Consider the following 23,196-nt stretch of genomic DNA (forward strand, 5'->3'; position numbering starts at 1 on the left):
ACTCAAAACTACACCCGGGTGCCCGCATCTATGTTTTGCAATCGGGCATCCGGCGTGTTGCGACGCGGCATCCGGCGAAGCAGCCCACAACCAGTAGCCGGAGGTCCCAGCCAACCTGCCTTCTCCGCACATTCACCCCACACCAAGAACATCTGCCATTTCCCGCATCGCACACTTTCCAATTGACTTGACAATCCATCCGCGCTAAACACAACCATGCCCCGTCATCTTCCAGTCCTCCTTCGCCGGACGGCCATCCTCCTCGCGATCCTTACCTCTGCCGCGTTCGCCGCGAACCCCAAACTCATCATCCGTAACGCGCGCATCATGACCATGGCCGCCAACCAGCGCGAGCCTATCAACGGCTATCTCTCCATCGCATCAGACGGCACCATCCTCGCCGTCGCTGCCGGAGACCCGCCCGCCACCCTCCACGCCGACAAAGTCATCGACGCCCACGGCGACCTCATGATCCCCGGCTTCATCTCCGCGCACAGCCACCTTTGGCAAGCTGCCTACCGCGGCCTCGCAGCCGACAAAACTCTCCCCGGCTGGATCGACGATCTCTACGGAATCCACGCTGCCAAAGCGTCGCCCGAGGACATGTACTGGTTCGCTCTCCTCGGCTCGCTCGACCACCTTGAGCACGGCATCACCACCGCCTACAACTTCACCTACGGCGGCCGAGCCAAAACCGCAGAGCTAAACAATCAGTTCGAAGAAGCCCAGTTCCGCGGTGCATCAGAGTCCGGCATCCGCTTCGTGCATAGTTACGGACCCGACCGTATGTCTCCCTCAATCACCATCGATCAGGCACGCGCACGCCTCAAGACTTTCCTCGACTGGACCTCCGCCCAGCCAGCCAATCCGCACTTCCTCAGCGTCATGATCAGCGGCATGACCGCATTCAACAACACCTACCAGCAGGCAATGATGGAAGCTGCCATGATGAAGGAGTTCCACCTCGGCAATCAGACCCACTACATCGAAGCGCCCGACGACCAAGGCGAACAGCGCTCCAAGTTTCGTTGGATGATGGACAGCGGCCTGCTCAACAACCAGCTCATCTTCGGACACTTCATCCACTCCGACGAATTCATCCTCCAAGAGACCGCCAAAGCCGGCGCCTCCATGTCCTGGAACCCGCTCTCCAACGGCCGCCTCGCCTCAGGCGTAGCCGACATACCGAAGTACCTCAAGATGGGCATCCGCGTCGGCATGGGCGTCGACGGCGAAGCCAGCGCCGACCTCGCCGACCCCTTTGAAAACATGCGCACCGGCCTCTACGCCATCCACGACAAATACGAAGACGCCTCCGTCATGAGTCCCTATCAGGTCCTCTGGCTGCACACCATGGGCTCCGCCGACGTCCTCAACGTCAAAGACAAACTCGGCTCACTTGAACCCGGCAAGTTCGCCGACTTCCTCCTCATCAACCCAAAGCGTCTAGGCGTCTCCCTCGAAGACCCCTACGCAAATCTCGTCCTCATCGCCGCCGAGCGCGACATCGACAGCGTCTACGTAGGCGGCGAACTGATGGTCGAGCACAACCAACTCCTACACCACGACCTCGACAAAATCCAATCCGAGTCCAACCGTCGCGTCCTCGCACAACACTAGAGCAACGCCGCAGTTGTGTAGAGCCGCCTCTTGGCATTCTGTTTGTCATTCCCGAAGGGAATCTGCGGTTGCCTTCCTCCACACCAACATCAAATCCGCTCTAAGGAACCTCTGATTAGTGGTGCTCCCCAGTATTTGCTGTCATCCTGAGCGGGAGCGAAGGATCCCGACAGTCTTCACATACCCCATACCATCGAAGCTTTTCGACCCTCACCTCCGGGGCCTTAGCACCCACCCACCACCAAACTTTCTACTTACGGCTTAAATCAGAGGTCCCTAAAGCCGGGTGCCCCATACATCGATTTTGATGTATGGCATCGGGCGAAAGCCCGACCGCTCTCGTCCGCCACTCAAACATATTCGCAACAGGAAAGGATCTAACCAACCTTCTCCGTCAACTCAGCCCACCGCGCATACAGCCCATCCGCAGCCTCCTGAGCCGCCTCCATCTCCGCAAGCGCCGTCGTCAACCGCTTCGCATCCACCGCCACCGCCGGATCTTCCATCGTCTCCCGAGCCTTCTGCAGCCGATCCTCCGCCGCCTCCACCGCACCCTCAATCCCCGCATACTCCCTAGCCTCAAGATAAGAAAGTTTCTTCTTCCCGCCCGAACTCGAAGCCCCATTCGACCCATTCGAAACAGCAGCAGGCGAAACCGCAACCCCCGTAGCCCCCGGAGCGATCGCCTCTTCCACCTTCACACCCCGCCACTGCTCCCACTGCGAGTAGTCCGCAAACATCTCCGAACCACCCCTCCCATCCAGCCCCAGCACAATCGTCGACACACGATCCAACATGTAACGATCATGCGTCACCAACACCAGCGCCCCCGTGTACTCGAGCAAACTCTCCTCCAGAATCTCCAGCGTCGCAATATCCAGATCGTTCGTCGGCTCATCGAGCAGCAGCAGATCCGCCGGCTCCAGCATCAGCTTCGCAATCAACACGCGAGCCCGCTCGCCTCCACTCAGCCTCTCCACCGGCTGGTTCAGCTGCTCACTCGTAAACAGAAACTTCGTAGCATAACTAGCCACATGCACCACGCGTCCCTGGTAAACCACCGAGTCCGAATCCGGAGCCAACGCCCGCCGCAGCGTCACCCCCTCCTCCAGCTCTCGCATCTGGCTGAAGTAAACAATCTTCAGCGAAGCCGCCTTCTTGATCGCCCCCTTCGAAGGCTCCAACTCACCTGTCAGCAACCGCAGCAGAGTAGTCTTCCCACTCCCATTCGGTCCCACCAATCCCACGCGCATCCCCGAGGTCACCAGAAAATTCAACCCCTCCACAATCTTCCGATCCCCCAGCACAACCGAGACATCCTCGAGCTCCACCAGCCGCTTCGTCTGCCGGTCCGTAGCCGAAAAATCAATCCCCGCGCTCGACGTCTGCACCCGCGAGTTGACCTCCTTCAACTGCCCAATCAGATCCTGAGCATTATCGATCCGCGCCTTCGCCTTCGTACTCCTCGCCTTCGGCCCACGCCTCAGCCAGTCCACTTCAATCTTCACGCGATTCTTCAGCGCATCCTGCAGCTTGCTCTGCGCCTCCATATACGCCTGCTTGCCCTCGATAAACTTCGAGTAAGTCCCCTTCACCCGCAGCAGCCCCTCGGCATACACGCGATTCAGTTCCACTATCTCTGTCGCAACATTCTCAAGAAAATAACGATCATGGCTGATAAGCACACAAGCAAAACTACCCTCATTCAGCAGCTCCTCCAGCCACGCAATCCCGGCTAAGTCCAGATGGTTCGTCGGCTCATCCAGCAGCAGCACATCCGGATGCGTCACCACCGCCTCCGCAATCGCCAGTCGCTTCCGCCACCCACCGCTCAGCCGCGCCGCCTCCGCTCTCAAATCCGGAAACCCCGTCCGCCCGCTCGTCTCCCGCAACCTCCCCTCATGCTCGCCCTCAGCCACCTTCGCCCGCACCAGCGCAGCCTCCAGCACCTCGCGCACCGTCACCCCCGGCGCAAACACCGACTCCTGCTCCACATACCCCACCCGCGCCCGCTTCCGCACCGCCACATCCCCGGCATCAGCGTCTTCATCCCCCCCCAGCACCTTCAGCAGCGTAGACTTCCCCGCACCATTCGGCCCAATCAGCCCAATGCGATCCCCATCACTCACGGTAAAACTGATCTCACGAAACAAAGGCGTAGCGCCAAAGGCCTTAGTCAAACCCTGCGCATTTAAGATTGGTGGCATTCCTCCAGTTTACCGTCTGGACCACACCATTCCTAATCGTGCGAGCATAATCAGCGATTCAGTCGAATAAGCCGCATCTCAAGATCATGTCCTCCGCTAAAAAAGTCGCGCATGCCAGCAGATTGCGGGGGCAACGGGTTCATAATGTCGAAGTCAATACATCACGGCACTGCGCGGAGGATAGACCTTGAAGATAAAGCCTTTCGGCACATTCCTTGTTGCACTCCTTTGCGTCACAATTGCGACTCAGTCCAGAGGGCAGAATCCGACGCCAGCCCCGGCAGGGGTTCCTGCTTCAGTTGCCACTGCACCTTCAACTCCTTCGCAAACAAAATCCTATGGACTGATCTCGGTGCCGGAGATCTACCCGGGCATCCTGGCCGGATACTTGCCGCAGGGGGCGTTGCCAAATAGTTTGGCTTTGGTTCCACCAGCACCCGTGCCGGGCACCGCTATTTATGCGCTGGACGAAGCTGTCAGCCGAGCCAGCCTCGCCCTGCAAGGGTCTCCGCGTTGGCAGCAGGCAACGAGCGATGCTGACCTTTCGTTCCCTCATGTAGCCGAAACCTTTTCCTGCTCCATCGGCATTCCGATTACCGAGGCCGAGACACCGCATCTCTACATGTTGTTGCGGCGGTCATTTACCGATGCTGCGCTTTCCACCTATGCCGCCAAGAATCATTACAACCGAAGCCGTCCGTTTGCTGAAAATAACCGCCCCTCCTGCACTCCGAACGACGAAACGTCCTTGAGGAAAGATGGCTCATACCCATCGGGACACACAACGATCGGATGGGCTTGGGCCCTCATTCTGACTGAGATTGCTCCTGAACAGACCGACGCGATCCTGGCGCGCGGACGTTCATTCGGAGATAGTCGCCTGGTCTGCAACGTACATTGGCAAAGCGACGTAAACGAGGGAAGGATTATGGGTGCAAGCACAGTCGCAAGACTGCACGCTGACCCCGCCTTTCGTGCCGATCTCGACGCTGCTAAAGTCGAATATGACGTAGCTCGCGCTAAAGAACTAAAACCCTCGCGCGACTGTGCTGCAGAAGCCGCGGCTCTCGCGACCCCTCTCGCGATCGAGACAAAGCCAGTCGTGCATTGACACGATCCGGACACCAGCCAAATCTCAGTTCCACCCAGCGTCGTCGCCCAGCCAACCACCTAATCCAAATCGAAATCCCGCAACGGCCGATCCGTCAGCGGAGTCTCCTTCGCCTTCTTCACCGCCTCCGCAAACTTCTTCGCCATCACATCATCTTTGTTCTTCTGCGCATCCACGCTCTGCTGAAAGATAGAATCCCTCCGCGCATCCGCCTCGCGCAACGCCTTCGCCGCCTCACCAAAGTCCTCAAACATCTTCTTCTTCGGAGCGGACTTGTGCGCAATCACCGACCGCGTCACCGGGTCCACCTTCAACATCGCCCCACAATCCGGACACATCACCTCAAACGGCTGATCACTCAAACCCATCGCAACACCTCACCCACCCATTCTAAAACCGCCAGCGCATCCAGGAGTCCCAGGTTTGCCTTCGCATCCAGATACCCCAGGGCTTAAGCCTTGAGTCTCAACGCGGACCAAGATCAGGGCTGGTAGCCCAATGCATTAGCTTTGGTCTCTTTGTGCAGAGATATTCGCATCTAGGTACCCCAAGGCTTCAGCCTTGGGCCTCTCCGTCCAGCAATAAAAGAAGGGGCTTTAGCCCCCGGGGTATGCCTTCCTGCAGTCCAGCGATAATGCTTCAGAAAAATCCATCAAAGCTACAACCGCACCACCACATGCCCCGGACACTGGTTCCCCGCCACTCCCACCAACTTCTCCACCAACCCATCCCCATACCGCGCCATAAACCAAACACCCGCAACCACCCGCTCCTGCGGATGCCCACCAGGAAACACGTTCAGCACAATCGCCTCCGCATGCTTCCGCAAACTCGCCTCCTTCTGCAGCTCAAACGTCGCCGCCATCCTCCTCAGCCGATTCATCTGGTACAGCATTTTTGACCCCGAAACCTCCGCCGACCGCCCCAGCGACTCATCCATTCCACCGAGATACTCTGTTAGCGCGCTAAGCTCGACCTCCACGGCATTCCCCACGGCAGCCAACTTACGCTTCCCTTCAATCGGCATCGTCCGCGCACCCAGTCTTTGCGCCAGCGCCTCTGCCGTCGTCATCGCGTCCGGCAGCTGTACCTCATCCTTATCCATCACGGTCGCGATCGCCGGCTCCAGCAGCGTCGCGCTCAACCTCGGCAGCACCGGCGTAATCCGCCGCAGAATTGCCTCATACAAAACCGCACTCTGCGCAAAGTAAGCGATCTCCGCCGGTCCGCCCACATACGCCGCCGTCGGCAATACCGTGTCCTGAAACACTGGCCGCAGCAGCGCATTCGGGCTCAGCCTCTCCGGCGACGCTTCCAAAATCGCAATCAACTCAGCCGTCGAATAACTTCGCCCACCAGCCTTCCACTGTCCGTCTGTGCTGCGCCGCAGAGCCACCCGCTCTCTCGTCGCCTCATCCAGCAGAAACAACATCGAGCCACCCTCGGCCACCAGCACCTGCGCGTGATACCCACGCGCCACCAACTCTTCACCCCGAGCCATCAAAGCGCCCTGCAGCTCCGCCGCATGTTCAATTGCGTACCGCAGCGTACTCGCACCCAATGCATGAAACTCCCGCGAGGCCGCATCCATCACCACCAACCCCTGGTCTGCAAAGATCCTCGAGATCAGCCGCCCGAACGCCAACGCCAGCGTGGCCCGCGTTCCATCACCCGGCAAATAACACTCCCGCAACCACTCGCTCACCGGCGCGAACTCTAGCAGTTCGCACGCCCGCTCCACCACAGTCTCCAGCCCAGGCCCCGGAACAACCCCACCCACCGGCACTGCCTTCGTCACCTTCAACCCCGCGCGCAGAGTCTCCACCGAACTCTTCGTCAACAGCGAAACCTGGTCCACCTCTTCCAGATCATGGTCCTCCGTCGCCATCCAGAACACCGGCACATGTTCAACACCAGTTGCCTTGGTCGCCTCCTTGGCTCGCGCCACCGCCGTAGCCGCCTTCAGGATCGTCAACAGCGGTCCACCGAACAGCACCACCTGCTGCCCCGTCACCACCGCCCGCGCACCTGTTCTCAACTTCGCAATATTCGCCTTCGCGGCATCCCCCGCGCCAAATTCAACCGCCTGCTTCTCCAACAAATCCGCCAGCGCTCCAGCATCCTTCACCGGCAAACGCTTCCCCACCCACCTCCCGGCAAACGGCTCCGCCCCATACCACTTCCGCACCGCCGAATCACCCGCGCTCTCCGCCATCGCAAGATAGTCGCGATAGATATGCGACACATGCGGCAACACCGTGTTCGGAAAACACTCAACGCTCATGCAGACCTATCCTCAATCTCAACCACCGCCACAACCCGCAGCCAGGCGACTCAAAATTTTCCGCGCATTCCGTTGGATGCCCGTCACCTAAGTCTAGATGCAGGATGATACTTTAGCCTCATGTCCGTACAAAGAAAGAAGTCCACCAAGCCCAGCGCCCTCCAGACCCAGGCCCCGAAACCACCAGCCGCAACCACCATCAAACCAGGGTCGAAGTTTGCCAAACCAAAGCTCATCTCCTCCAAACTCTCCTACAAAGGCAGAGTCTTCTCCGTCTTCACCGACAAGGTCGAAGAACCCAGCGGCTTCGTCCACACCCGCGACGTCATCCGTCATAACGGCTCCGTGGTCATTCTCGCCGTAGACGAGTCCAAAAACCCCGCCGACCCCGACGTCATCCTCGTACGACAGTTCCGCCACGCCGCAGGCCAGTTCCTCATCGAGCTCCCAGCCGGCCGCGTCGACGCCAACGAGGCCACCCTTGCCGCCGCCAAGCGCGAGATGATCGAAGAGACCGGCTACCGTGCCAAGCGCTGGACCCTGCTGACCAAATACTTCGCCAGCCCCGGCTTCCTCGGCGAGTGGATGCAGATCTACATCGCCCGCGACCTCCGCGAAGGCGCCTCCGCCCCCGAACCCGACGAAAACATCGAGGTCTTCCGCCTCCCCCTCTCAGAAGCCCTCGCCCTCATCGCCGCCAACAAGATCCACGACGGCAAAACCCTCATCGGCCTCATGCTCTACGACTCCGCCCGCAGGTCTGGCCGCCTCTAGTCGCCGAGCACCAGCCTCTTTAGTGGTCTGAAGTCAAGCTCCTACCCGACAAAAGGCCCACTAGCGTCGTAGTTTTTTCATGCCATCCACAAGATGAGGACGAAGTCAGCCGTATCATCGCAACGCATCAGTACAACACCAGCACGTCCGTAACCATACATTTGGTTATCTTAAAAAACCGTCCCACGATCACAGCATGCGGAAAACTCCCACGAGGCTGTTTGCGTCACACCTTACCAATGGCGGTACCGTTGAAACGCTTTCACTTCCCGGTACACCATCAGTGTTAGGACGCATAAAAAGGGAGCATCTCAAGTGGCTCAATATAAGGGTACGGTCAAGTGGTTCAACAACGCAAAAGGCTACGGTTTCCTGGGCCGTGATGGCGGGGCCGACGTCTTCGTTCACTACAGCTCCATCCAACGCGAGGGATACAAGAGCCTTAAAGAAGGAGATGAAGTAGAGTTCGACATCATCCAGGGCACTAAGGGTCCTCAGGCTGATCAAGTCGCCCGTCTCAAGGAAGCAACTCAGTCTCAGTCCCAGTAAGACAGAGGTTCGACCCTCTACGGTCGGCGCAGCGGCTCGAACGATCAGCCCTGCTCGACCCCTGCAAGGCTCTTCCCCTCACATCTGTTGCATACTGACATCAGTGGCCGCACGCGCCTCTGAAGCCCTCCCATGGACAATATCTCGATCGCCCGCCTCCTCGACGAAACCGCTTCCCTACTCGAGATCGACTCAGCAGACCCCTTCCGCATCCGCTCCTACCGCCGCGCCGCCGAGGCCGTCGAGCAGCAAACCACTCAGCTCTCAACCATCGCCGACGACCCGAAAGCGCTCCTCGCCATCCCAGGCATCGGCAAAGGCATGGCCGCCAACATAGTCTTTCTCCTCACCACCGGCACCATGCCCCTCCGCGAAGAGCTACTGCAAAAGTACAAACCCACCATGCTCGACCTTCTTCGCCTCCCCGGCATGGGTCCCAAGACCGTTGCCCTCGTCTGGTCCGCCTGCCAGGTCTGCGACATCGACGGCCTCGAGGCCGCCGCCAAAGCCGGTCACCTCACCAAGCTCCCCCGCATGGGCGAAAAGTTCGTCATCAAGCTCCTCAAGGGCATCGAAGACCACCGCAAAAACTCCAGCCGCTTCCGCATCGACAAGGCCCAGCAGCACGCCGACACCATCATCAATCTCATCCGCGCCTTCCCCGGCATCGACGAGATCATCCCCGCCGGCTCCCTCCGCCGCGGCCGAGAGACCGTAGGCGACCTCGACCTCCTCGCCACCGGCCCCGCCTGCGAACCCGACGTCGTCAGCGCAGCCGTCGAACACGTCGCGTCCCTTCCCCTCATCGACAAGCTCATCGCCAAAGGCCAAAACAAAGTAAGCTTCACCCTCCGCAACAACCTCCAGGTCGACGTCCGCCTCCTCCCCCGCGCCAGCTACGGAGCCGCCCTCCAATACTTCACCGGCTCGAAGATGCACAACGTAGCCCTCCGCCAACGCGCCATCAAACGCGGCCTCACCCTCAGCGAGTATGCCCTCCTCCGCCTCGAAGACAACGTCATCGTAGCCGCCGCCTCCGAAGCCGACATCTACAACGCCCTCGACCTCGACTACATTCCACCCGAGCTCCGAGAGAATGGTGGAGAACTCGAAGCCGCCGCCACCCACAACCTCCCGCAGCTCATCACACTAGCCGACATCCGCGGCGACCTCCACATGCACACCGAAGCCACCGACGGCCGCGACACCATCCGCCAGATGGCCGAAGCCGCCCTCCTCCGCGGCCTCAACTACATCGCCATCACCGATCACAGCAAAAACCTCGCCATGACCAACGGCCTCGACGACACCCGCGCCCTCGCCCACATCAAGCGCATCCGCGAAGTCGACGCCCAACTCCAACAAGACCTCGTCGCACTCAACGAGTCGCTAGCCCGCGACACCCCTCCAACAAACTCACGCATCTCCAATCTTTGGGACCTCCTAAAAACCTCGTCATCTCGACCGGACCATAACATAGCCGACCCATCACAAGCTTCGTCATCTCGACCGGAGGCGGCGCACTTTGCCGCCGCAGTGGAGAGACCCCCGCATTTCGCCGATGCGACCACAAGACCTCCACTCACCCTCCCCCTCACCTTCCGCATCCTCCCCGGCATCGAAGTAGACATCCTCGCCGACGGCGCCCTCGACCTCGACGACTCCACCCTCGCCCAGATGGACATCGTCGTAGCCAGCGTCCACTCCCACTTCAATCAGGCCGCCGACGAGATGACCGCCCGCGTCCTCCGCGCCCTCGAGAACCCACACGTCCGCATCCTCGGCCACCCCACAGGCCGCAAAGTCCTCGGCCGCGAACCCTACGCAATCAACATCGACACCATCCTCAAACAGGCCGCCAAACTAGGCGTAGCCGTCGAACACAACGCCAGCCCAGCCCGAGCCGACCTCAACGACCTTCACCTTCGCCTCGCAAAAAAACACAACTGCAAGATCGTCATCAACACCGACGCCCACGCCACCGAAGAGCTCGACCAGATGCGTTACGGAATCACCCAGCTCCGCCGCGCCTGGCTCTCGCCCGCCGACATCCTCAACACTCAACCCACCGCCGAAGCCCTCCTCAAGAACCTCCGTCCCAAACCTTAGTTCCACAGCACGACGAAGTGGAGCAAATCGAGTACCGTCCCACAGCAGTTGCATTCGTTACCGCAGTTGCACTTGTCGTTGCATTTGCTATCGCAGTCGTTGCAGTTGCTATCGCAGTTGCACTTGTTGTCGCAGTTGCCTGCTCTCTTGTTTGTCATTCCGCACCCTGAGCGTAGTCGAACGGGGGAGGAATCTGCAGTTGCCTTCCCTCACTTCAAATCAAGGAACCACCGAATCCCAAGCCACGTACCACCACTAACACCATAGGAGAGCCGCGTGCCTAAATCATTCCTCTTCGTCTTCGCCTTTATGGCAGCCACAACGCTCTGCGCCCGCGCCGCACAGAATGACTCCATGGACTGCGGCGAATTCGACAAGCCCATCACCACCCACGACTACACCAGCGCCCCCTCCGACATCCTCCAGCCTCACCACCTGGAAGTCGCTCGCTCCTTCGCCCCCGACGGAAAACTGAAGCTCCACATCTGCCGCGCCGACCTCCGCCTCAACATTCAGCCCGACGCAAAGGAGATCAAGCTCACGATCACGCTCAACACCCAGTCCGGTAGCTACACCATCGCCAACTACATCCAGACCCTCCGCGTCCTGCCCGACAAAGGTGTCATCAATCTCAACTTCCCCAAGGCAGCCCACGCAACTGTAACCATCACTCTCCCCATGGGCCTCAACTCCGACAACGAAATCAACCTCGGCTACGGCGACCTAAACTTCAACGCAGCCGGCAGCGCCGGCCACCGGCAGTTCAACGTCGGAATGGGCCACATGAATCTCCTCCTCGACAAAGACAAGAGCTACTCCAAATTGGAAGTCAACGTTGGCCTTGGCACCCTCCACGACCACCGCCCCGGCGGCTCCGACGGCCACTTCACCACCACCAAAAACTACTCAGGCTCTGGCGCCGGAGCTCTTGAAATCAACGTAGGCATGGGCTCACTCGACATCCGCAACGAATAGCCCCCACAACAAACCCTCCGCAACCCTGCCCAGGCTCCCGCGAAGCCTCGCAATTAAACGCATAGCTTCTCCGGCACCGCGGCTGTTATGCTTCCCCGCTGTGAGCCCGCGCCCGAACATCTCGTCGCATCCGACTGCTCCCGCCCAGCAAGCCCAGAACCTCCCTCCCGCTGCGCTGCATCTCGAAGAACCTGCAAGAACCTCCATGAGAAAGCCTGAACGCAGCTTCTGGCAGATCTGGAATATGAGCTTCGGCTTCCTCGGCATCCAGTTCGGCTGGGGCCTCCAGATGGCCAACATGAGCGCCATCTACGAGTACCTCGGAGCCCGCGCCGATCAGATCCCCATCCTGTGGCTCGCCGCTCCACTCACCGGCCTGCTCATCCAACCCATCATCGGCAACGCCAGCGACCACACCTGGGGCCCTCTCGGCCGCCGCCGCCCCTACTTCCTCGTCGGAGCCATCCTCAGCTCCCTCATGCTCCTCTTCATGCCCAACTGCTCCAGCCTCTGGATGGCCGCCGGCATGCTCTGGATCCTCGATGCCTCCATCAACGTCAGCATGGAGCCCTTTCGTGCCTTCGTCGCCGATATCCTCCCCGAAGGCCAGCGCACTCGCGGCTTCGCCATGCAGAGCCTCTTCATCGGCCTCGGCGCCGTCATCGCGTCCGCACTTCCCTGGCTTCTCACCAACGTCTTCCACTTGACCCAGGTCGTCGGCGACACCCGGGCCGTCCCCACCACCGTCCGCATCTCGTTCTACATCGGCGCAGCAGCCTATCTCGGCGCGGTCTTATGGACCATCTTCACCACGCCCGAATATCCCCCCGAGAACATGGAAGCATTTCGCCGCGCCAAAAAAGAAAAAACCGGCCTGATCGCCGGCGCAAAGGAGATCCTCTCCGCAATCGCCCACACGCCGGAGACGATGCGCAGGCTCGGTCCCGTCCAGCTCTTCACCTGGCTCGGCCTCTTCTGCATGTGGCTCTACTTCCCCGTCGCCGTCGCCCACAATGTCTTCGGCGCGAACGACCCCGCCTCACCGCTCTACAAAGAAGGCATCGAGTGGGGAGGCATCTGCTTCGCCGCCTACTCTGCCGTCTGCTTCGCCTTCTCCTTCGCCCTGCCCTGGCTCGCCAAAAAAATCGGAAGAAAAAAGACCCACACCGCCTGCCTGCTCTGCGGAGCCATCGGCCTCATCTCTGTCGTCGTCATGCACAACAAGTACATGCTCCTCTTCACCATGCTCGGCGTAGGCATCGCCTGGGCCAGCACACTCTCCATGCCCTACGCGATGCTCGCCGCCACCCTCCCCCCGGAGCGCACCGGCGTCTACATGGGCATCTTCAACTTCTTCGTCGTCACCCCCGAAATCCTGGCCTCCCTCTTCTTCGGCTGGGTCATGACTCACTTCCTCCACAACAACCGCATCTACGCCATCATCGCCGGTGGCCTCTGCATGCTCATCGCAGCCGCCCTCATGCAGCGAGTCACTGATCCCCGCACCCTCAGCGTTCAGGACATATAACCAACAAACGCAGAAAAGCCCCGGCTCCCACCGAGGCTGTCTCGAAAAAGATCGAAAGACCTACTTCGTCTTCTTCATCCGCTTCACCACGCCAGACAGCGTGTGCTCATTCATCGCAGCCACCGCGTCCCCGCGCACCTTCTTGATCCACGCGCTCACGGCCTTGTCCTCAATGCTCAACCAGTCTCCCGCCGAAGCCTCGAACACATCCCCAAGCCCGATCTGCTTCGCCGGAACCTTCAGCTTCGCCCCGCCATGAGGTCCCTTCTTCTGCTCGATCAGACCAGCTTTATGCAGCAGCAGAAACGCTCTCCGCACCATCACGGCGCTCTCCTTCAGCTCCTCCGCAATCGCCGACGAGGTATGCATTGCCCCCGGCTCGCTCGCCAGCACCGCCAAAATTCGCACGCTCAACTGAAACCGCCCGCTCTGTGCCATTCAAAAAAGCTACCACACCCAGCCGAGGATTCGCCGCCTCATCCCTTATCCACTAAAAATTCTCCACCCCACCACCATGTAAACTTCTTCAGTGAACATCCTTTTTGTCGGCGACGTCTTCGGCTCCGCCGGCCGCCACATCGTCCGCGAACACCTCCCCCACGTCCTCGAAACCAACGCCGTCGACCTCCTCGTCATCAACGGAGAAAACGCCGCCGGCGGCTTCGGCATCACCCCCTCCATCGCAGAAGAGCTCTTCGACCTCGGCGCCCACGTCATCACCACCGGCAACCACATCTGGGACAAGCGCGAGATCTTCGAATACATGACCGTCCCCGCCGACTCCCACGCCCGCGGCCGCCGCGTCCTCCGCCCCGCCAACTACGCCGTCGGCACCCCCGGCTTCGGCGTCTACCAGGGCGAGCTCCCCACCGGCCAGCCCTACGCCGTCATGAACCTCCAGTGCCGCGTCTTCATGTCCTCCTGCGACGACCCCTTCCGCAAAGCCGACGAACTCCTCAGCAAGATCACCGCCAAGGTCATCCTCCTCGACCTCCACGGCGAAGCGACCAGCGAAAAAGTAGCCCTCGGCTGGTACCTCGACGGCCGCATCACCGCTCTCCTCGGCACCCACACCCACATCCCCACTGCCGATGAACGCATCCTCCCCAACGGCACCGCCTACCAGACCGACGTCGGCATGTCCGGCCCCTACGACTCCGTCATCGGCGTAGAAAAAGAGCTCGTCCTCGCCCGCTTCCTCACCGGCATGCCCGGCAAGTTCGAACCCGCCAAGGGCAACCCAAAGATGTGCGCCGCCCTCATCACCTGCGACGGAGCCACCGGCCGCGCCCATCACATCCAGCGCATCATGCTCGGCGAATAGCTCCGGCTCTACTGCCGAATCGCATTTCGAAACCACTCCAGCTCCGTGCGCGTGATCCGGGAAAAATGCTTCGGTTCACTCCGCGGATACCGCACTTGCGGAATCTCGCACCCTACCGGACGCGCAAACAGAAATCCCTGCATGTACCGGATCCCAAACCCTCGCAGCGTCAGGTACTCCTCCACCGTCTCGACGCCCTCCGCGATCAGCTTCACCCGCATCTTCCGGCAAACCTTGCTGAACGCCTCCACAATCGTCTTCTTCGCACGATTCGTCGCGATCCCCTTGATCAGCTCCCGATCGATCTTCACCACATCCGGAGCGCACCGCGCCAGCACATTCAGCCCCGCATACCCCGCCCCGAAGTCGTCAATTGCAATCACCACCCCAGCCTTGCGATGCAGATCGACGATCCGTGCCAGTTCGTTGCCATCCAGTCGCACACCCTCTGACAACTCCAGCACCAGAGAATCCGCCCGCAATCCGTAGTGCTTCGCCAGCCGAACCACATAGTAAGCATCCTTGCCCCGCAGCTCCATCAAAGGCCCAAGATTGATGGCAAACTTGACGCCGCTCTGCTCCAACCGCATCGCTGCCGCCAGGCGCAACGACCTCGCCATCGCAAGCTTGTCGAACGCAGGAATCTCGAAGGGTTCAAAGTCTTTTACCAGCTCGGAGTAGTTCTCTCCATGCGGCCCGCGGCACAGCGCCTCATACGCATAGACCGTCTCGGTCTCTAAGTCCACGATCGGCTGCAAGACAATCTGAAACTCAGGAAACGTCCTTCGCATCCGATGCTTCGATCCGTAACCGCTCTGCGTCGAATAAAACATTGCAGGCCTCCCTTACTTCGCATAGCTCAAGAAGTCTGGGAGATATAAACATTTCCTATGCTTCCAACCGGCGGACGGGTCATGTTGGGGTCTTCTCCCCTTACAATCCGGCAGGTTGTACTTGAGCTAACGAAGAAAACATCGGCTCAGATGTAGCGTTTCTTTAGTTTTTCCCTCCAAAAGCCTTGTTTAACGGCAAATTTGATAACACCAATGACATCACCATCCCCAATCCATCGCGTAAAAAAGAGCAGCCCGTAAAGGCTGCCCTCTTCCCTGCTTCCTCAAATCCCGCCCACGGTCAGGCCGGGTGTAGCCCTACTTTCTGCTCGCCGGCGGCACAATCCCATTCATCCGCAGATACTCCACCAGCTGTCCATAGTGATCGAAGCCATGCGCCACCAGTCCTCCCGCAAGGCTCGCCCGCGTCTGCGTCCCACGCACGCTCTCAAAAGCGTTCTTCGCCGTCAGCGTGCCAAACGCCTTATGCGCAAACACAAACGAAGCCTTCAGCGCCTCAATCGCCTGATCCTTCCCCTTGATATCCGCCAGCGCCTTCACATCCACATCCGGCTTGGTCCCGCTCACCATCGAAGCGTAAAAGTAGTTCGCCGACGCCACATGCAGCACCATCGCACGAAACGTGCTCACCGTCGCATACTCGCTTCCCTGCCCAGCCACAAAGATCGCCGCGCTCGGTGCAAAGTCGAACTTCTCCGCAGGCATCGCCTCCGCCAGCGGCACAAACTCCTCTTCAAAGCCCTTCAGCATCCCATCGAAGCTCTTCGCCGGCTCAATGATCGTTCCGGCAGCAATCTTCGGCTCCTTCGCATCCATCTGCGCCTGCACGCCCGTCACACAACAACCCGCCAGCGCCAACGCCACAACAATCCGCTTCATCATCATCGTCTCCATATTTGTTTCAAATCTGTTACAAACAATCACCGCAGAACCGCGCTAAGCCTACCAGATTTCATCTCTTGATGTGTCACGAAGCAGCGCCTCCCGCGCAGCAATCGAGTCCACCAGCCACCCACGATCAAAAGCGTCTCCGCACCCACATCCCCCGCAGAGTCTAAGTGACAGGAAACCCCGCGTCAGCCTTGATCTCTTCAATCTGCAACGCATGCCGCGCGCTATGCTGGCCCAACACCTCCAGCCACTGATAACAGTCCAGATCTCCGAACGCAATATGAGGGAAGAAATGATCGCGCAGATCCGCCTTCGTCCCCGCAGCAAATGCAACTGTAACCGCCCTGGTCTTTTGTAACTCAAGTACTAACTCACTCCGGTCCGGCCACCTCCCCGTCGGACGAACGACCTCCCGGGCAATCAGTTTGTTACTCCGGCCAGCTGCAACTCCCAGAACGAGCGGCTCCTTCGCGCCAACATCTGCCTTCTTCTCAGGCTCGGCCGGCCCTTCCAGAGTCTTCGCAATCGCGGACCGGATGAATCCTTCAAACACAATCAAGTGCTCGATGTTCTCTGCAATCGACCATCGCTCAGGCGTCTCGCGAAAGCTCCACTGCTCGTCCGTCAATCCACGCACCAACTCCAATAGCCTCGCTTCACTCGAAGCCAGCTGCTCCATCACAAGTCGCCGCTCCTGTACTTCCATTCCTCGCTCCCGTCCTTCCAACCACTCTCTTCCAACGATTGGAGCACAACATCGGCGGCAAAAACAGAAGCCACTGGTCTCAACAAATAACTCACACCAACCAAGCCACTTAGTCCCAGTTCGCACGCGCCCAGTTGATCAGCTGTAAAAAGGCAGGCCCCGCCGACGCAACATTGTTATCGTCTTCAAACGGCCACGGAGTAAAAGGATTCAGCGAGAACTCCGCCTCTCCCCCAACATCCACGCCCACAACATAAGGCCCATCCGCCCACTCAGCAAAATACGGCCCGCCGGAGTCCCCGGGACTGGAATCCCCGTCCTGAGTCTCCAGTTCCATCGCATCGCCGAAGTCGTTGCTATCCTCATCGTCATCATGAAAGCTGATCCCACCCTGAAAAGAGGGCTGCTCCGCATTCGCGATCAGCCCCGGATAGCCAACCAGGGTCCAGACATTCAGATCGTTCCAGTTATCGTCATACGACCGCGCTCCGAGCCAGCCCAAACTATCTCCCAATCGGTCCTGCAGCTTCAACACTGCGAAATCAAACGCGGGAGCTGGAGGGCTATTGGTGTCGTACGATGAAGACGCCTCAACATACGAGGTCACCCCGGCGCCCGCAACCGACACTCCATTGAAGTAGCCCGGCGTAAATTGAATCATCGCCGGGTTCGCACCCCACGGCACCATGTGCGACGCAGTGATCACGGTATTGGGTCCCACCAGCGTTCCCGTTCCGAATCCCGACGGCACAAAGCTCGAAGGATCCGTATAGACATCGAGCTTCCCAATGCACTGCCATGGATACCCCGACGGGAAGAACGCCTGCCGGACATCGGTACCCCAGATATACCCATGCGGATAAAGACGACTACCGTCCTTGCGCCTCATTATGGTTCTCGTGATCCGCGGAGACAGCTTCGGATGGTAGATCCGGTCAGCCCACTCCGCATAGAAAGGAGGCGCGGGCGGAGGCAGAGGCAGCGTCGGGGATTCCACCTGGACTCCAGGGCGCTGACGAATGTACTCCTGAATAGGCAATCCACGCAGCAACCCGTACTTGTTCTCAATCTGGTACGCCGCCATCCCATCCTTCAGCGACACCTTGTGGATCAACTTCTCTAACTTCAAATCGCCCGGCGCATCAACAAACGTAAAGCTGTTGGAGGACTTGAGTGATTGCAGCGCCTTGGGCGGCGTTCCGTGCTTCATCACGTTGTCTAAGCGGAACACCTGCTCCGGAGTCAGTGGTGAAGATGCTTTGCGAGAGTCCAATTTTGCCTTTTGCGCCATCGTGATCTCCTTGTGACTCAGATCTGAAATTCCCATCACGCCTCGGGGGAATCAGGAGGTCCATCTGGCGCCTACTCGACCGCTTAGGCCAGCTTCACTTCATCCTCGATCTCTCTCTTCGCGTTTTCGCCCTCCGGCCAATCAAGTCGCACTTTCCACGTTCCTGAAGAACAAGAGCTCATCCTTCATGCCTTGTATCGTGAAGAATCGAGCCTTTACGTTACGCCCGATTTATCTTCTTCGCTCAAACTCGATGCGATTACAACGCGCGGCATACAACGTTGGAGCTGCATCTCCTCCTCTGCCCGCCAATCCAGCCTCGAATCACTCTGGCAGTAAAATAAAACCATGCGCCGAATCTACATGGACGCCAACGCCACCACACCTCTCCTCCCCGAGGTCTTCGAGGCCATGCGTCCCTTCTTCCTCGAGCACTACGGCAACGCCAGCTCCATCCACCAGCAGGGCCAGTTCGCCCGCGCCGCCGTCGATCACGCCCGAGATCAGATCGCAAGCCTCCTCCACTGCCGCACCTCCGAGATCGTCTTCACCTCCGGCGGCACCGAAAGCGACAACCTCGCCCTCTTCGGAACCCTCGAGCGTACCGCCGAGCCCGCCCACCTCATCACCACCAGCATCGAGCACGACGCCATCCTCCGCGCCGCCGAATCCCTCGAAAAGAAGAACATCGAAGTCACCTTCCTCCCCAGCACCCCGCAAGGCCTCATCGAACCAGCCGCGCTCCAGGCCGCCCTCCGCCCCAACACAAAACTCGTCAGCGTCATGTTCGCGAACAACGAGACCGGCGTCATCCAGCCCATCGCTGAGCTCGCCGCCATCGCCCACGCCGCCGGCGCACTCTTCCACACCGACGCGGTCCAGGCCGTAGGCCGTCTCCCCCTCGACCTCAGCCCCAAGGGCGCACTCAAGGACGTAGACCTCCTCACCCTCTCCGGCCACAAGATCTACGCCCCCAAAGGCATCGGTGTCCTCTTCGTACGTCGCAGCGTCCGCCTCGCCCCTATGCTCCACGGCGGCAACCACGAGCGCCAGCGCCGCGCCGGAACTGAAAACGTGGCCGGCATCGTCGCCATCGGCAAAGCCGCCGAACTCGCCCAGGCCTGGCTCGCAACAACATCCGCCACAACTGCAGGCGTTGCCAATCTCGACAGTTCCACAACTCCGGGTGCCCCATCCTTCGCGCGCTTTGCGAAGGGTGGGTTATCACCTGCCCCAACTTCCGCTCCCGCCACAGAATCGGGTGCCCCACATCTCGACTCTGAGATGTGGGCATCGGGCGAACGCCCGACCGCCCCCGCCCCTCCCAACTACGCCGACAGCCCCACCCATCTCGCAGCCCTGCGCGACCGTCTCGAGCAAGGCATTCTCTCCCAGGTAGAAGAGTGCGGCATCAACGGAGCCGGAGCGCCCCGCGTCTCCAACACCACCAGCCTCTACTTCGATCACATCGAAGCCGAAGCCCTCGTCATCGCCCTCGACCTCAAAGGCCTCTCCGTCAGCGGAGGCTCAGCCTGCCAATCCGGAGCCACCGAACCCTCCCACGTCCTCACCGCCATGGGCCTCTCTCCCGCCCGTGCCCGCGCCAGCATCCGCTTCTCTCTCTCCCGCCTCACCACCGCCGAAGAGATCGACGAAGCCCTTACCCTGATCCCCACCGCCGTAGCCCGCCTCCGCGACCTAAGCCCCGCCTGGCGCAAGGCCCCCGCCCTGATCCCCGCCTAGAACCCCATACGTACCCACAAACCTTTGCTGTCATCCTGAGCGCAGCGAAAATCCCAACATGCCACAAGCTTTTGCCGTCCTCCTGAGCGCAACAAAAAATCCAACATGCCACAAACCTTTGCTGTCATCCTGAGCCACAAGCCTTTGCTGTCATCCTGAGCGCAGCGAAGGATCCCGACGATCCCCTGCGCCACCCTTACCGCTCGACTCTTTCAACCCACCCTCTCCAGCCGTTGCCTGTTATCGTCCCTGCGAGACGATCCCCATCGGCACGCAATATTCGCGTTCCGAACGTTGGGATTCAAACCAGCGGACTAAAGCAAAGCCGCCTCGCAAGAGGGGCCAGCATCCAAAAAAAACCAAAAAAGTTGGCGTATTTTCTGTCACGGAAAAACACGCGGCGAAACACCACGTCTCAACACGCATCTCACCACAAACTCACCATCAAAACACCAGGCCCAAAACATCTGTTTCCCCAGAACCCCAACAAAAACGCCCCCCACCACGCTCACAAATACCAGGGAATATTAACCACCACAATCCGCTGATTCCCCTTCAACAGCAGCAACAACTTCAGCAGCTGGACCCGCTGATTATGCAGCGCATTCTCCCACCAATGCCGCACCACCAGCTCCGGCAGCAGCACCGCCACCTTCCGCCCGGGATTGTCCTCCTCGAGCTTCAAAATGTAGTCCATCAGCGGATTGATAACGAATCGGTAGTTAGAAGGAATCGTCACCAACTCCGGCTCCTGCAGCCCTTCCTTCTTGATCGGATCCATCACATACTCATGCCAAAGCTCATCCAGGCTGCCCTCTTCATCATCCGAGTGCACATGCACCACCTTGATCTCCTTCGACAGCAGCAGCCCGAACCGCATCGCCTTCTCCGTAATCCGGTCCCATCTCGCCATCGGTATCACCACAATCGGCTCCTGCAGATTCACCAGGTTCAACGGCGTCAAATCCGCCATCTCCCGCTTCACCCGCGAGTAGTGCCGCTTCACCACCCACATGATCCCAATCAGCACCGGCACCAGCAGCGCCGTAACCCACGCGCCTGCCCGGAACTTTGCAACCAGCACGACGATCGTTGTAATCCCCGTCGCCACGGCGCCAATGCCGTTCACAAACATGTGCCAGCCGCGCCCCGGATGAGCCTCGCCCTTCTTCCAATGCACCACCATCCCCGCCTGCGACAGCGTGAAAGCAAGAAACGCTCCAATCGCATACAGCGGAATCAGCCGGTCCGTCACACCGCCAAACAGAATCAGGATCACCGCCGTAAACCCGGTCAGTGCATAGATCCCATGCGAGTACAGCAGCCGCCGCCCACGCAGAATAAACACATGCGGCAGATAATCATGCATCGCAATCGCCCTGGTCAGCCGCGGAAAGTCCGCGAACGCCGTATTCGCACTCAACGCCAGCGCCAGCAAAACGCTGCCCATCGTCAGAAAATAAAACCATCCCCGCCCGAAGACCGCGGTCACCAGTAAGCTCAACAAACTCTGAAAGTGCGCCGCATCCGGATCCATCGGCATCACTCGATAAGTCTTCGCCAGATAGGCAATCCCGAACAACAGCACCATCAGTATTCCGATGATTACAGTCAGCGTCCGCTGCGCCCGCTGCACCCTCGGCTCGCCGAACGCCATCACCCCATTCGACACCGCCTCCACTCCGGTCATCGCCGCGCATCCGCTTGCAAACGCCTTCAACAGCATCCACGTTCCCAGCGTCCCAACCGTCGCCGGCAGCGCAGCAGGAATCGGAGCCATCGGCATCGGATGCCCACCCGCATGCACCGTCTTCCACATCCCAACCACAATCAACGCGAGCAGCGTACTGACAAAAAGGAACGTAGGCAGCATAAATGCCGTTCCCGTATCCTTCACGCCTCGCATATTTACCAATGCGAGAATCACAAGGATGATCAGACAGATCAGCAGCGTATGGCTCTGCAGCCCTGCGAATCGCGTACCCTGCACCGACGACGTCAACGCCGTCACGCCAGCAGAGATTCCCACTGCCGCCGTCAGAATATAGTCGATCATCAGCGCCGCGGCCGCCAGCAGCCCAGGCTTCTCGCCCAGATTCTCCGACGCGACCGTATAGCTCCCGCCACCACCTGGATAAGCAGCAATCGTCTGCCGATAGCTGAAGTAAACAATTGCCAGCAGAATCAGGATCGCCGAAATAATCCGCCAACCGTACTCCACTCCGCCGATCCCCAACGGGATCAACAGCGTCATCGCCGCCTCAGGCCCGTACGCCGCGCTCGTCAGCCCATCCAGGCCAAAGATAGGAATTCCCGCAGCAACACCAATGTGCTCTGCCCGCTCCTCACTCGTAGCAAGGGGCCGTCCAATAATCGAATCTGTTAATGACATACGATTTAGATCGTACCTTCTATGTCAACTCAACTCACTCAATCTCTGCATTTAACCTTCAGCCCCTCGAAAAAGTCGTAAAGATCGCATAAAGACTCGCACGATCTCCGCCATCTGAAAGGAGTTCCGGAGATCCCACCCCGCCTATAATCGACTGAATAAAGATTTCAGGAGAACCCATGTCCCCCGCTGCTCTCTACGACATCCCCGTCCACAAAATCACCGGCGAAGGCACCTCCCTCGCCGACTATCGCGGCAAAGTCCTCCTCATCGTCAACGTCGCCTCCAAGTGCGGTCTCACCCCCCAGTACGACGCCCTCGAGAAGATCTACGCCCGCTTCAAAGACTCCGGCTTCGTCGTCTGCGGCTTCCCTGCCAACGACTTCGGCGGCCAGGAACCAGGCTCCAACGAGGACATCCAGACCTTCTGTCGCTCCACCTTCGGCGTCGACTTCCCCATGTTCTCCAAGATCACCGTCACCGGCCCCGACACCCATCCCCTCTATCAATCCCTCATCGCCGCCGAACCAAACGCCACCAGCCCCGGCCGCGAAGCCTTCCGCGAAAACCTCAACGGCTTCCTCCAGCAGCACAACGCCACCACCAACCCCGAACCCGGCATCCTCTGGAACTTCGAAAAGTTCCTCATCGACCGCAACGGCAACGTCACCGCCCGCTTCTCTCCCGAAGTCCTCCCCGATGATCCCACCATCGTCGCCGCCATCGAGTCCGCCCTCAACTCCTGATTCCGAAGCAAAGGACGCATCCTGACCCCCAAATCAGCATGCGTCCTTTCGTTCTCCTTATCCGTCTCACCTAATATCTAAAATCCCCCCTT

19 protein-coding genes are annotated in these 23,196 nt (G+C 59.6%); 10 read left to right on the forward strand and 9 right to left on the reverse strand.

Going from position 1 to position 23,196, the window contains the following annotated elements; all coding sequences use genetic code 11:
- Positions 1-216 precede the first annotated feature (216 nt).
- A complete protein-coding gene (locus HDF12_RS15280; protein ID WP_179584751.1) occupies positions 217-1,620 on the forward strand; it encodes an amidohydrolase family protein in 1,404 nt (467 codons plus the stop codon).
- 377 nt (positions 1,621-1,997) lie between these two features.
- Here the strand turns inward: HDF12_RS15280 and HDF12_RS15285 are convergent, their stop codons facing one another.
- Positions 1,998-3,827, reverse strand: coding sequence for an ABC-F family ATP-binding cassette domain-containing protein (locus HDF12_RS15285; RefSeq protein ID WP_179584753.1), 1,830 nt, complete (start codon positions 3,825-3,827; stop codon positions 1,998-2,000).
- A 187-nt stretch (positions 3,828-4,014) separates the two neighbouring features.
- On the opposite strand from HDF12_RS15285, the gene HDF12_RS15290 reads away from it, so the two are divergent.
- Entirely contained in the window at positions 4,015-4,938 is a 924-nt protein-coding gene (locus HDF12_RS15290) for an acid phosphatase (RefSeq protein WP_218892476.1), read from the forward strand.
- A 59-nt stretch (positions 4,939-4,997) separates the two neighbouring features.
- Here the strand turns inward: HDF12_RS15290 and HDF12_RS15295 are convergent, their stop codons facing one another.
- The gene (locus HDF12_RS15295; RefSeq protein WP_179584755.1) at positions 4,998-5,306 is read right to left on the reverse strand and encodes a hypothetical protein; all 309 of its coding nucleotides are present in this window, start codon (positions 5,304-5,306) and stop codon (positions 4,998-5,000) included.
- Between the two features lie 290 nt (positions 5,307-5,596).
- Positions 5,597-7,222: a bacillithiol biosynthesis cysteine-adding enzyme BshC gene (bshC, locus tag HDF12_RS15300; RefSeq protein WP_179584757.1), complete on the reverse strand. Its 1,626-nt coding sequence runs from the start codon at positions 7,220-7,222 to the stop codon at positions 5,597-5,599.
- Between the two features lie 120 nt (positions 7,223-7,342).
- Between bshC and HDF12_RS15305 the strand changes: the two genes are divergently transcribed.
- From HDF12_RS15305 to HDF12_RS15325, 5 genes are all read left to right on the forward strand, one after another.
- Positions 7,343-7,996, forward strand: a complete 654-nt coding sequence (locus HDF12_RS15305) for an NUDIX hydrolase (protein ID WP_179584759.1) — start codon at positions 7,343-7,345, stop codon at positions 7,994-7,996.
- A gap of 315 nt (positions 7,997-8,311) precedes the next feature.
- On the forward strand, positions 8,312-8,545 hold the full coding sequence (locus HDF12_RS15310) for a cold shock domain-containing protein (RefSeq protein WP_179584762.1): 234 nt from the start codon (positions 8,312-8,314) through the stop codon (positions 8,543-8,545).
- Between the two features lie 132 nt (positions 8,546-8,677).
- Entirely contained in the window at positions 8,678-10,654 is a 1,977-nt protein-coding gene (locus HDF12_RS22425) for a helix-hairpin-helix domain-containing protein (protein WP_257025689.1), read from the forward strand.
- A gap of 276 nt (positions 10,655-10,930) precedes the next feature.
- Positions 10,931-11,629: a hypothetical protein gene (locus tag HDF12_RS15320; RefSeq protein WP_179584764.1), complete on the forward strand. Its 699-nt coding sequence runs from the start codon at positions 10,931-10,933 to the stop codon at positions 11,627-11,629.
- Positions 11,630-11,834: 205 nt separating this feature from the next.
- Positions 11,835-13,157: an MFS transporter gene (locus tag HDF12_RS15325; protein WP_179584767.1), complete on the forward strand. Its 1,323-nt coding sequence runs from the start codon at positions 11,835-11,837 to the stop codon at positions 13,155-13,157.
- Positions 13,158-13,217: 60 nt separating this feature from the next.
- Here the strand turns inward: HDF12_RS15325 and HDF12_RS15330 are convergent, their stop codons facing one another.
- Positions 13,218-13,595, reverse strand: coding sequence for an RrF2 family transcriptional regulator (locus tag HDF12_RS15330; protein ID WP_179584769.1), 378 nt, complete (start codon positions 13,593-13,595; stop codon positions 13,218-13,220).
- 91 nt (positions 13,596-13,686) lie between these two features.
- Between HDF12_RS15330 and HDF12_RS15335 the strand changes: the two genes are divergently transcribed.
- On the forward strand, positions 13,687-14,481 hold the full coding sequence (locus HDF12_RS15335; protein ID WP_179584771.1) for a YmdB family metallophosphoesterase: 795 nt from the start codon (positions 13,687-13,689) through the stop codon (positions 14,479-14,481).
- Between the two features lie 8 nt (positions 14,482-14,489).
- Here the strand turns inward: HDF12_RS15335 and HDF12_RS15340 are convergent, their stop codons facing one another.
- The 4 genes from HDF12_RS15340 to HDF12_RS15355 form a co-directional block, all read right to left on the reverse strand.
- Positions 14,490-15,314, reverse strand: coding sequence for an EAL domain-containing protein (locus HDF12_RS15340; protein WP_179584772.1), 825 nt, complete (start codon positions 15,312-15,314; stop codon positions 14,490-14,492).
- Positions 15,315-15,632: 318 nt separating this feature from the next.
- Positions 15,633-16,220 carry a DinB family protein gene (locus HDF12_RS15345; protein WP_257025690.1) on the reverse strand — a complete coding sequence of 196 codons (588 nt, stop codon included), beginning with the start codon at positions 16,218-16,220 and terminating at the stop codon, positions 15,633-15,635.
- A gap of 169 nt (positions 16,221-16,389) precedes the next feature.
- The gene (locus HDF12_RS15350) at positions 16,390-16,932 is read right to left on the reverse strand and encodes a DinB family protein (RefSeq protein ID WP_179584774.1); all 543 of its coding nucleotides are present in this window, start codon (positions 16,930-16,932) and stop codon (positions 16,390-16,392) included.
- Positions 16,933-17,041: 109 nt separating this feature from the next.
- The gene (locus tag HDF12_RS15355) at positions 17,042-18,223 is read right to left on the reverse strand and encodes a trypsin-like serine peptidase (RefSeq protein WP_179584776.1); all 1,182 of its coding nucleotides are present in this window, start codon (positions 18,221-18,223) and stop codon (positions 17,042-17,044) included.
- A 348-nt stretch (positions 18,224-18,571) separates the two neighbouring features.
- Between HDF12_RS15355 and HDF12_RS22430 the strand changes: the two genes are divergently transcribed.
- Positions 18,572-19,966, forward strand: coding sequence for a cysteine desulfurase family protein (locus tag HDF12_RS22430; RefSeq protein ID WP_257025691.1), 1,395 nt, complete (start codon positions 18,572-18,574; stop codon positions 19,964-19,966).
- 508 nt (positions 19,967-20,474) lie between these two features.
- On the opposite strand, the gene HDF12_RS15370 is transcribed toward HDF12_RS22430, so the two are convergent.
- Positions 20,475-22,358: an APC family permease gene (locus HDF12_RS15370; protein WP_179584778.1), complete on the reverse strand. Its 1,884-nt coding sequence runs from the start codon at positions 22,356-22,358 to the stop codon at positions 20,475-20,477.
- 179 nt (positions 22,359-22,537) lie between these two features.
- Between HDF12_RS15370 and HDF12_RS15375 the strand changes: the two genes are divergently transcribed.
- Positions 22,538-23,104: a glutathione peroxidase gene (locus HDF12_RS15375; protein WP_179584780.1), complete on the forward strand. Its 567-nt coding sequence runs from the start codon at positions 22,538-22,540 to the stop codon at positions 23,102-23,104.
- The last annotated feature ends 92 nt before the right edge of the window (positions 23,105-23,196 follow it).

It is taken from the genome of Tunturiibacter gelidiferens (genome assembly GCF_013410115.1).
GTDB lineage: Bacteria > Acidobacteriota > Terriglobia > Terriglobales > Acidobacteriaceae > Edaphobacter > Edaphobacter gelidiferens.

What these genes read in the sequence shown, in the direction of transcription:
- HDF12_RS15280 (WP_179584751.1), top strand. Translation starts at nt 217, where the DNA reads ATGCCCCGTCATCTTCCAGTCCTCCTTCGCCGGACGGCCATCCTCCTC.
- HDF12_RS15285 (WP_179584753.1), bottom strand. Translation starts at nt 3,827, where the DNA reads ATGCCACCAATCTTAAATGCGCAGGGTTTGACTAAGGCCTTTGGCGCT.
- HDF12_RS15295 (WP_179584755.1), bottom strand. Translation starts at nt 5,306, where the DNA reads ATGGGTTTGAGTGATCAGCCGTTTGAGGTGATGTGTCCGGATTGTGGG.
- bshC (WP_179584757.1), bottom strand. Translation starts at nt 7,222, where the DNA reads ATGAGCGTTGAGTGTTTTCCGAACACGGTGTTGCCGCATGTGTCGCAT.
- HDF12_RS15305 (WP_179584759.1), top strand. Translation starts at nt 7,343, where the DNA reads ATGTCCGTACAAAGAAAGAAGTCCACCAAGCCCAGCGCCCTCCAGACC.
- HDF12_RS22425 (WP_257025689.1), top strand. Translation starts at nt 8,678, where the DNA reads ATGGACAATATCTCGATCGCCCGCCTCCTCGACGAAACCGCTTCCCTA.
- HDF12_RS15325 (WP_179584767.1), top strand. Translation starts at nt 11,835, where the DNA reads ATGAGAAAGCCTGAACGCAGCTTCTGGCAGATCTGGAATATGAGCTTC.
- HDF12_RS15330 (WP_179584769.1), bottom strand. Translation starts at nt 13,595, where the DNA reads ATGGCACAGAGCGGGCGGTTTCAGTTGAGCGTGCGAATTTTGGCGGTG.
- HDF12_RS15340 (WP_179584772.1), bottom strand. Translation starts at nt 15,314, where the DNA reads ATGTTTTATTCGACGCAGAGCGGTTACGGATCGAAGCATCGGATGCGA.
- HDF12_RS15345 (WP_257025690.1), bottom strand. Translation starts at nt 16,220, where the DNA reads ATGATGATGAAGCGGATTGTTGTGGCGTTGGCGCTGGCGGGTTGTTGT.
- HDF12_RS15350 (WP_179584774.1), bottom strand. Translation starts at nt 16,932, where the DNA reads ATGGAAGTACAGGAGCGGCGACTTGTGATGGAGCAGCTGGCTTCGAGT.
- HDF12_RS15355 (WP_179584776.1), bottom strand. Translation starts at nt 18,223, where the DNA reads ATGGCGCAAAAGGCAAAATTGGACTCTCGCAAAGCATCTTCACCACTG.
- HDF12_RS22430 (WP_257025691.1), top strand. Translation starts at nt 18,572, where the DNA reads ATGCGCCGAATCTACATGGACGCCAACGCCACCACACCTCTCCTCCCC.
- HDF12_RS15370 (WP_179584778.1), bottom strand. Translation starts at nt 22,358, where the DNA reads ATGTCATTAACAGATTCGATTATTGGACGGCCCCTTGCTACGAGTGAG.
- HDF12_RS15375 (WP_179584780.1), top strand. Translation starts at nt 22,538, where the DNA reads ATGTCCCCCGCTGCTCTCTACGACATCCCCGTCCACAAAATCACCGGC.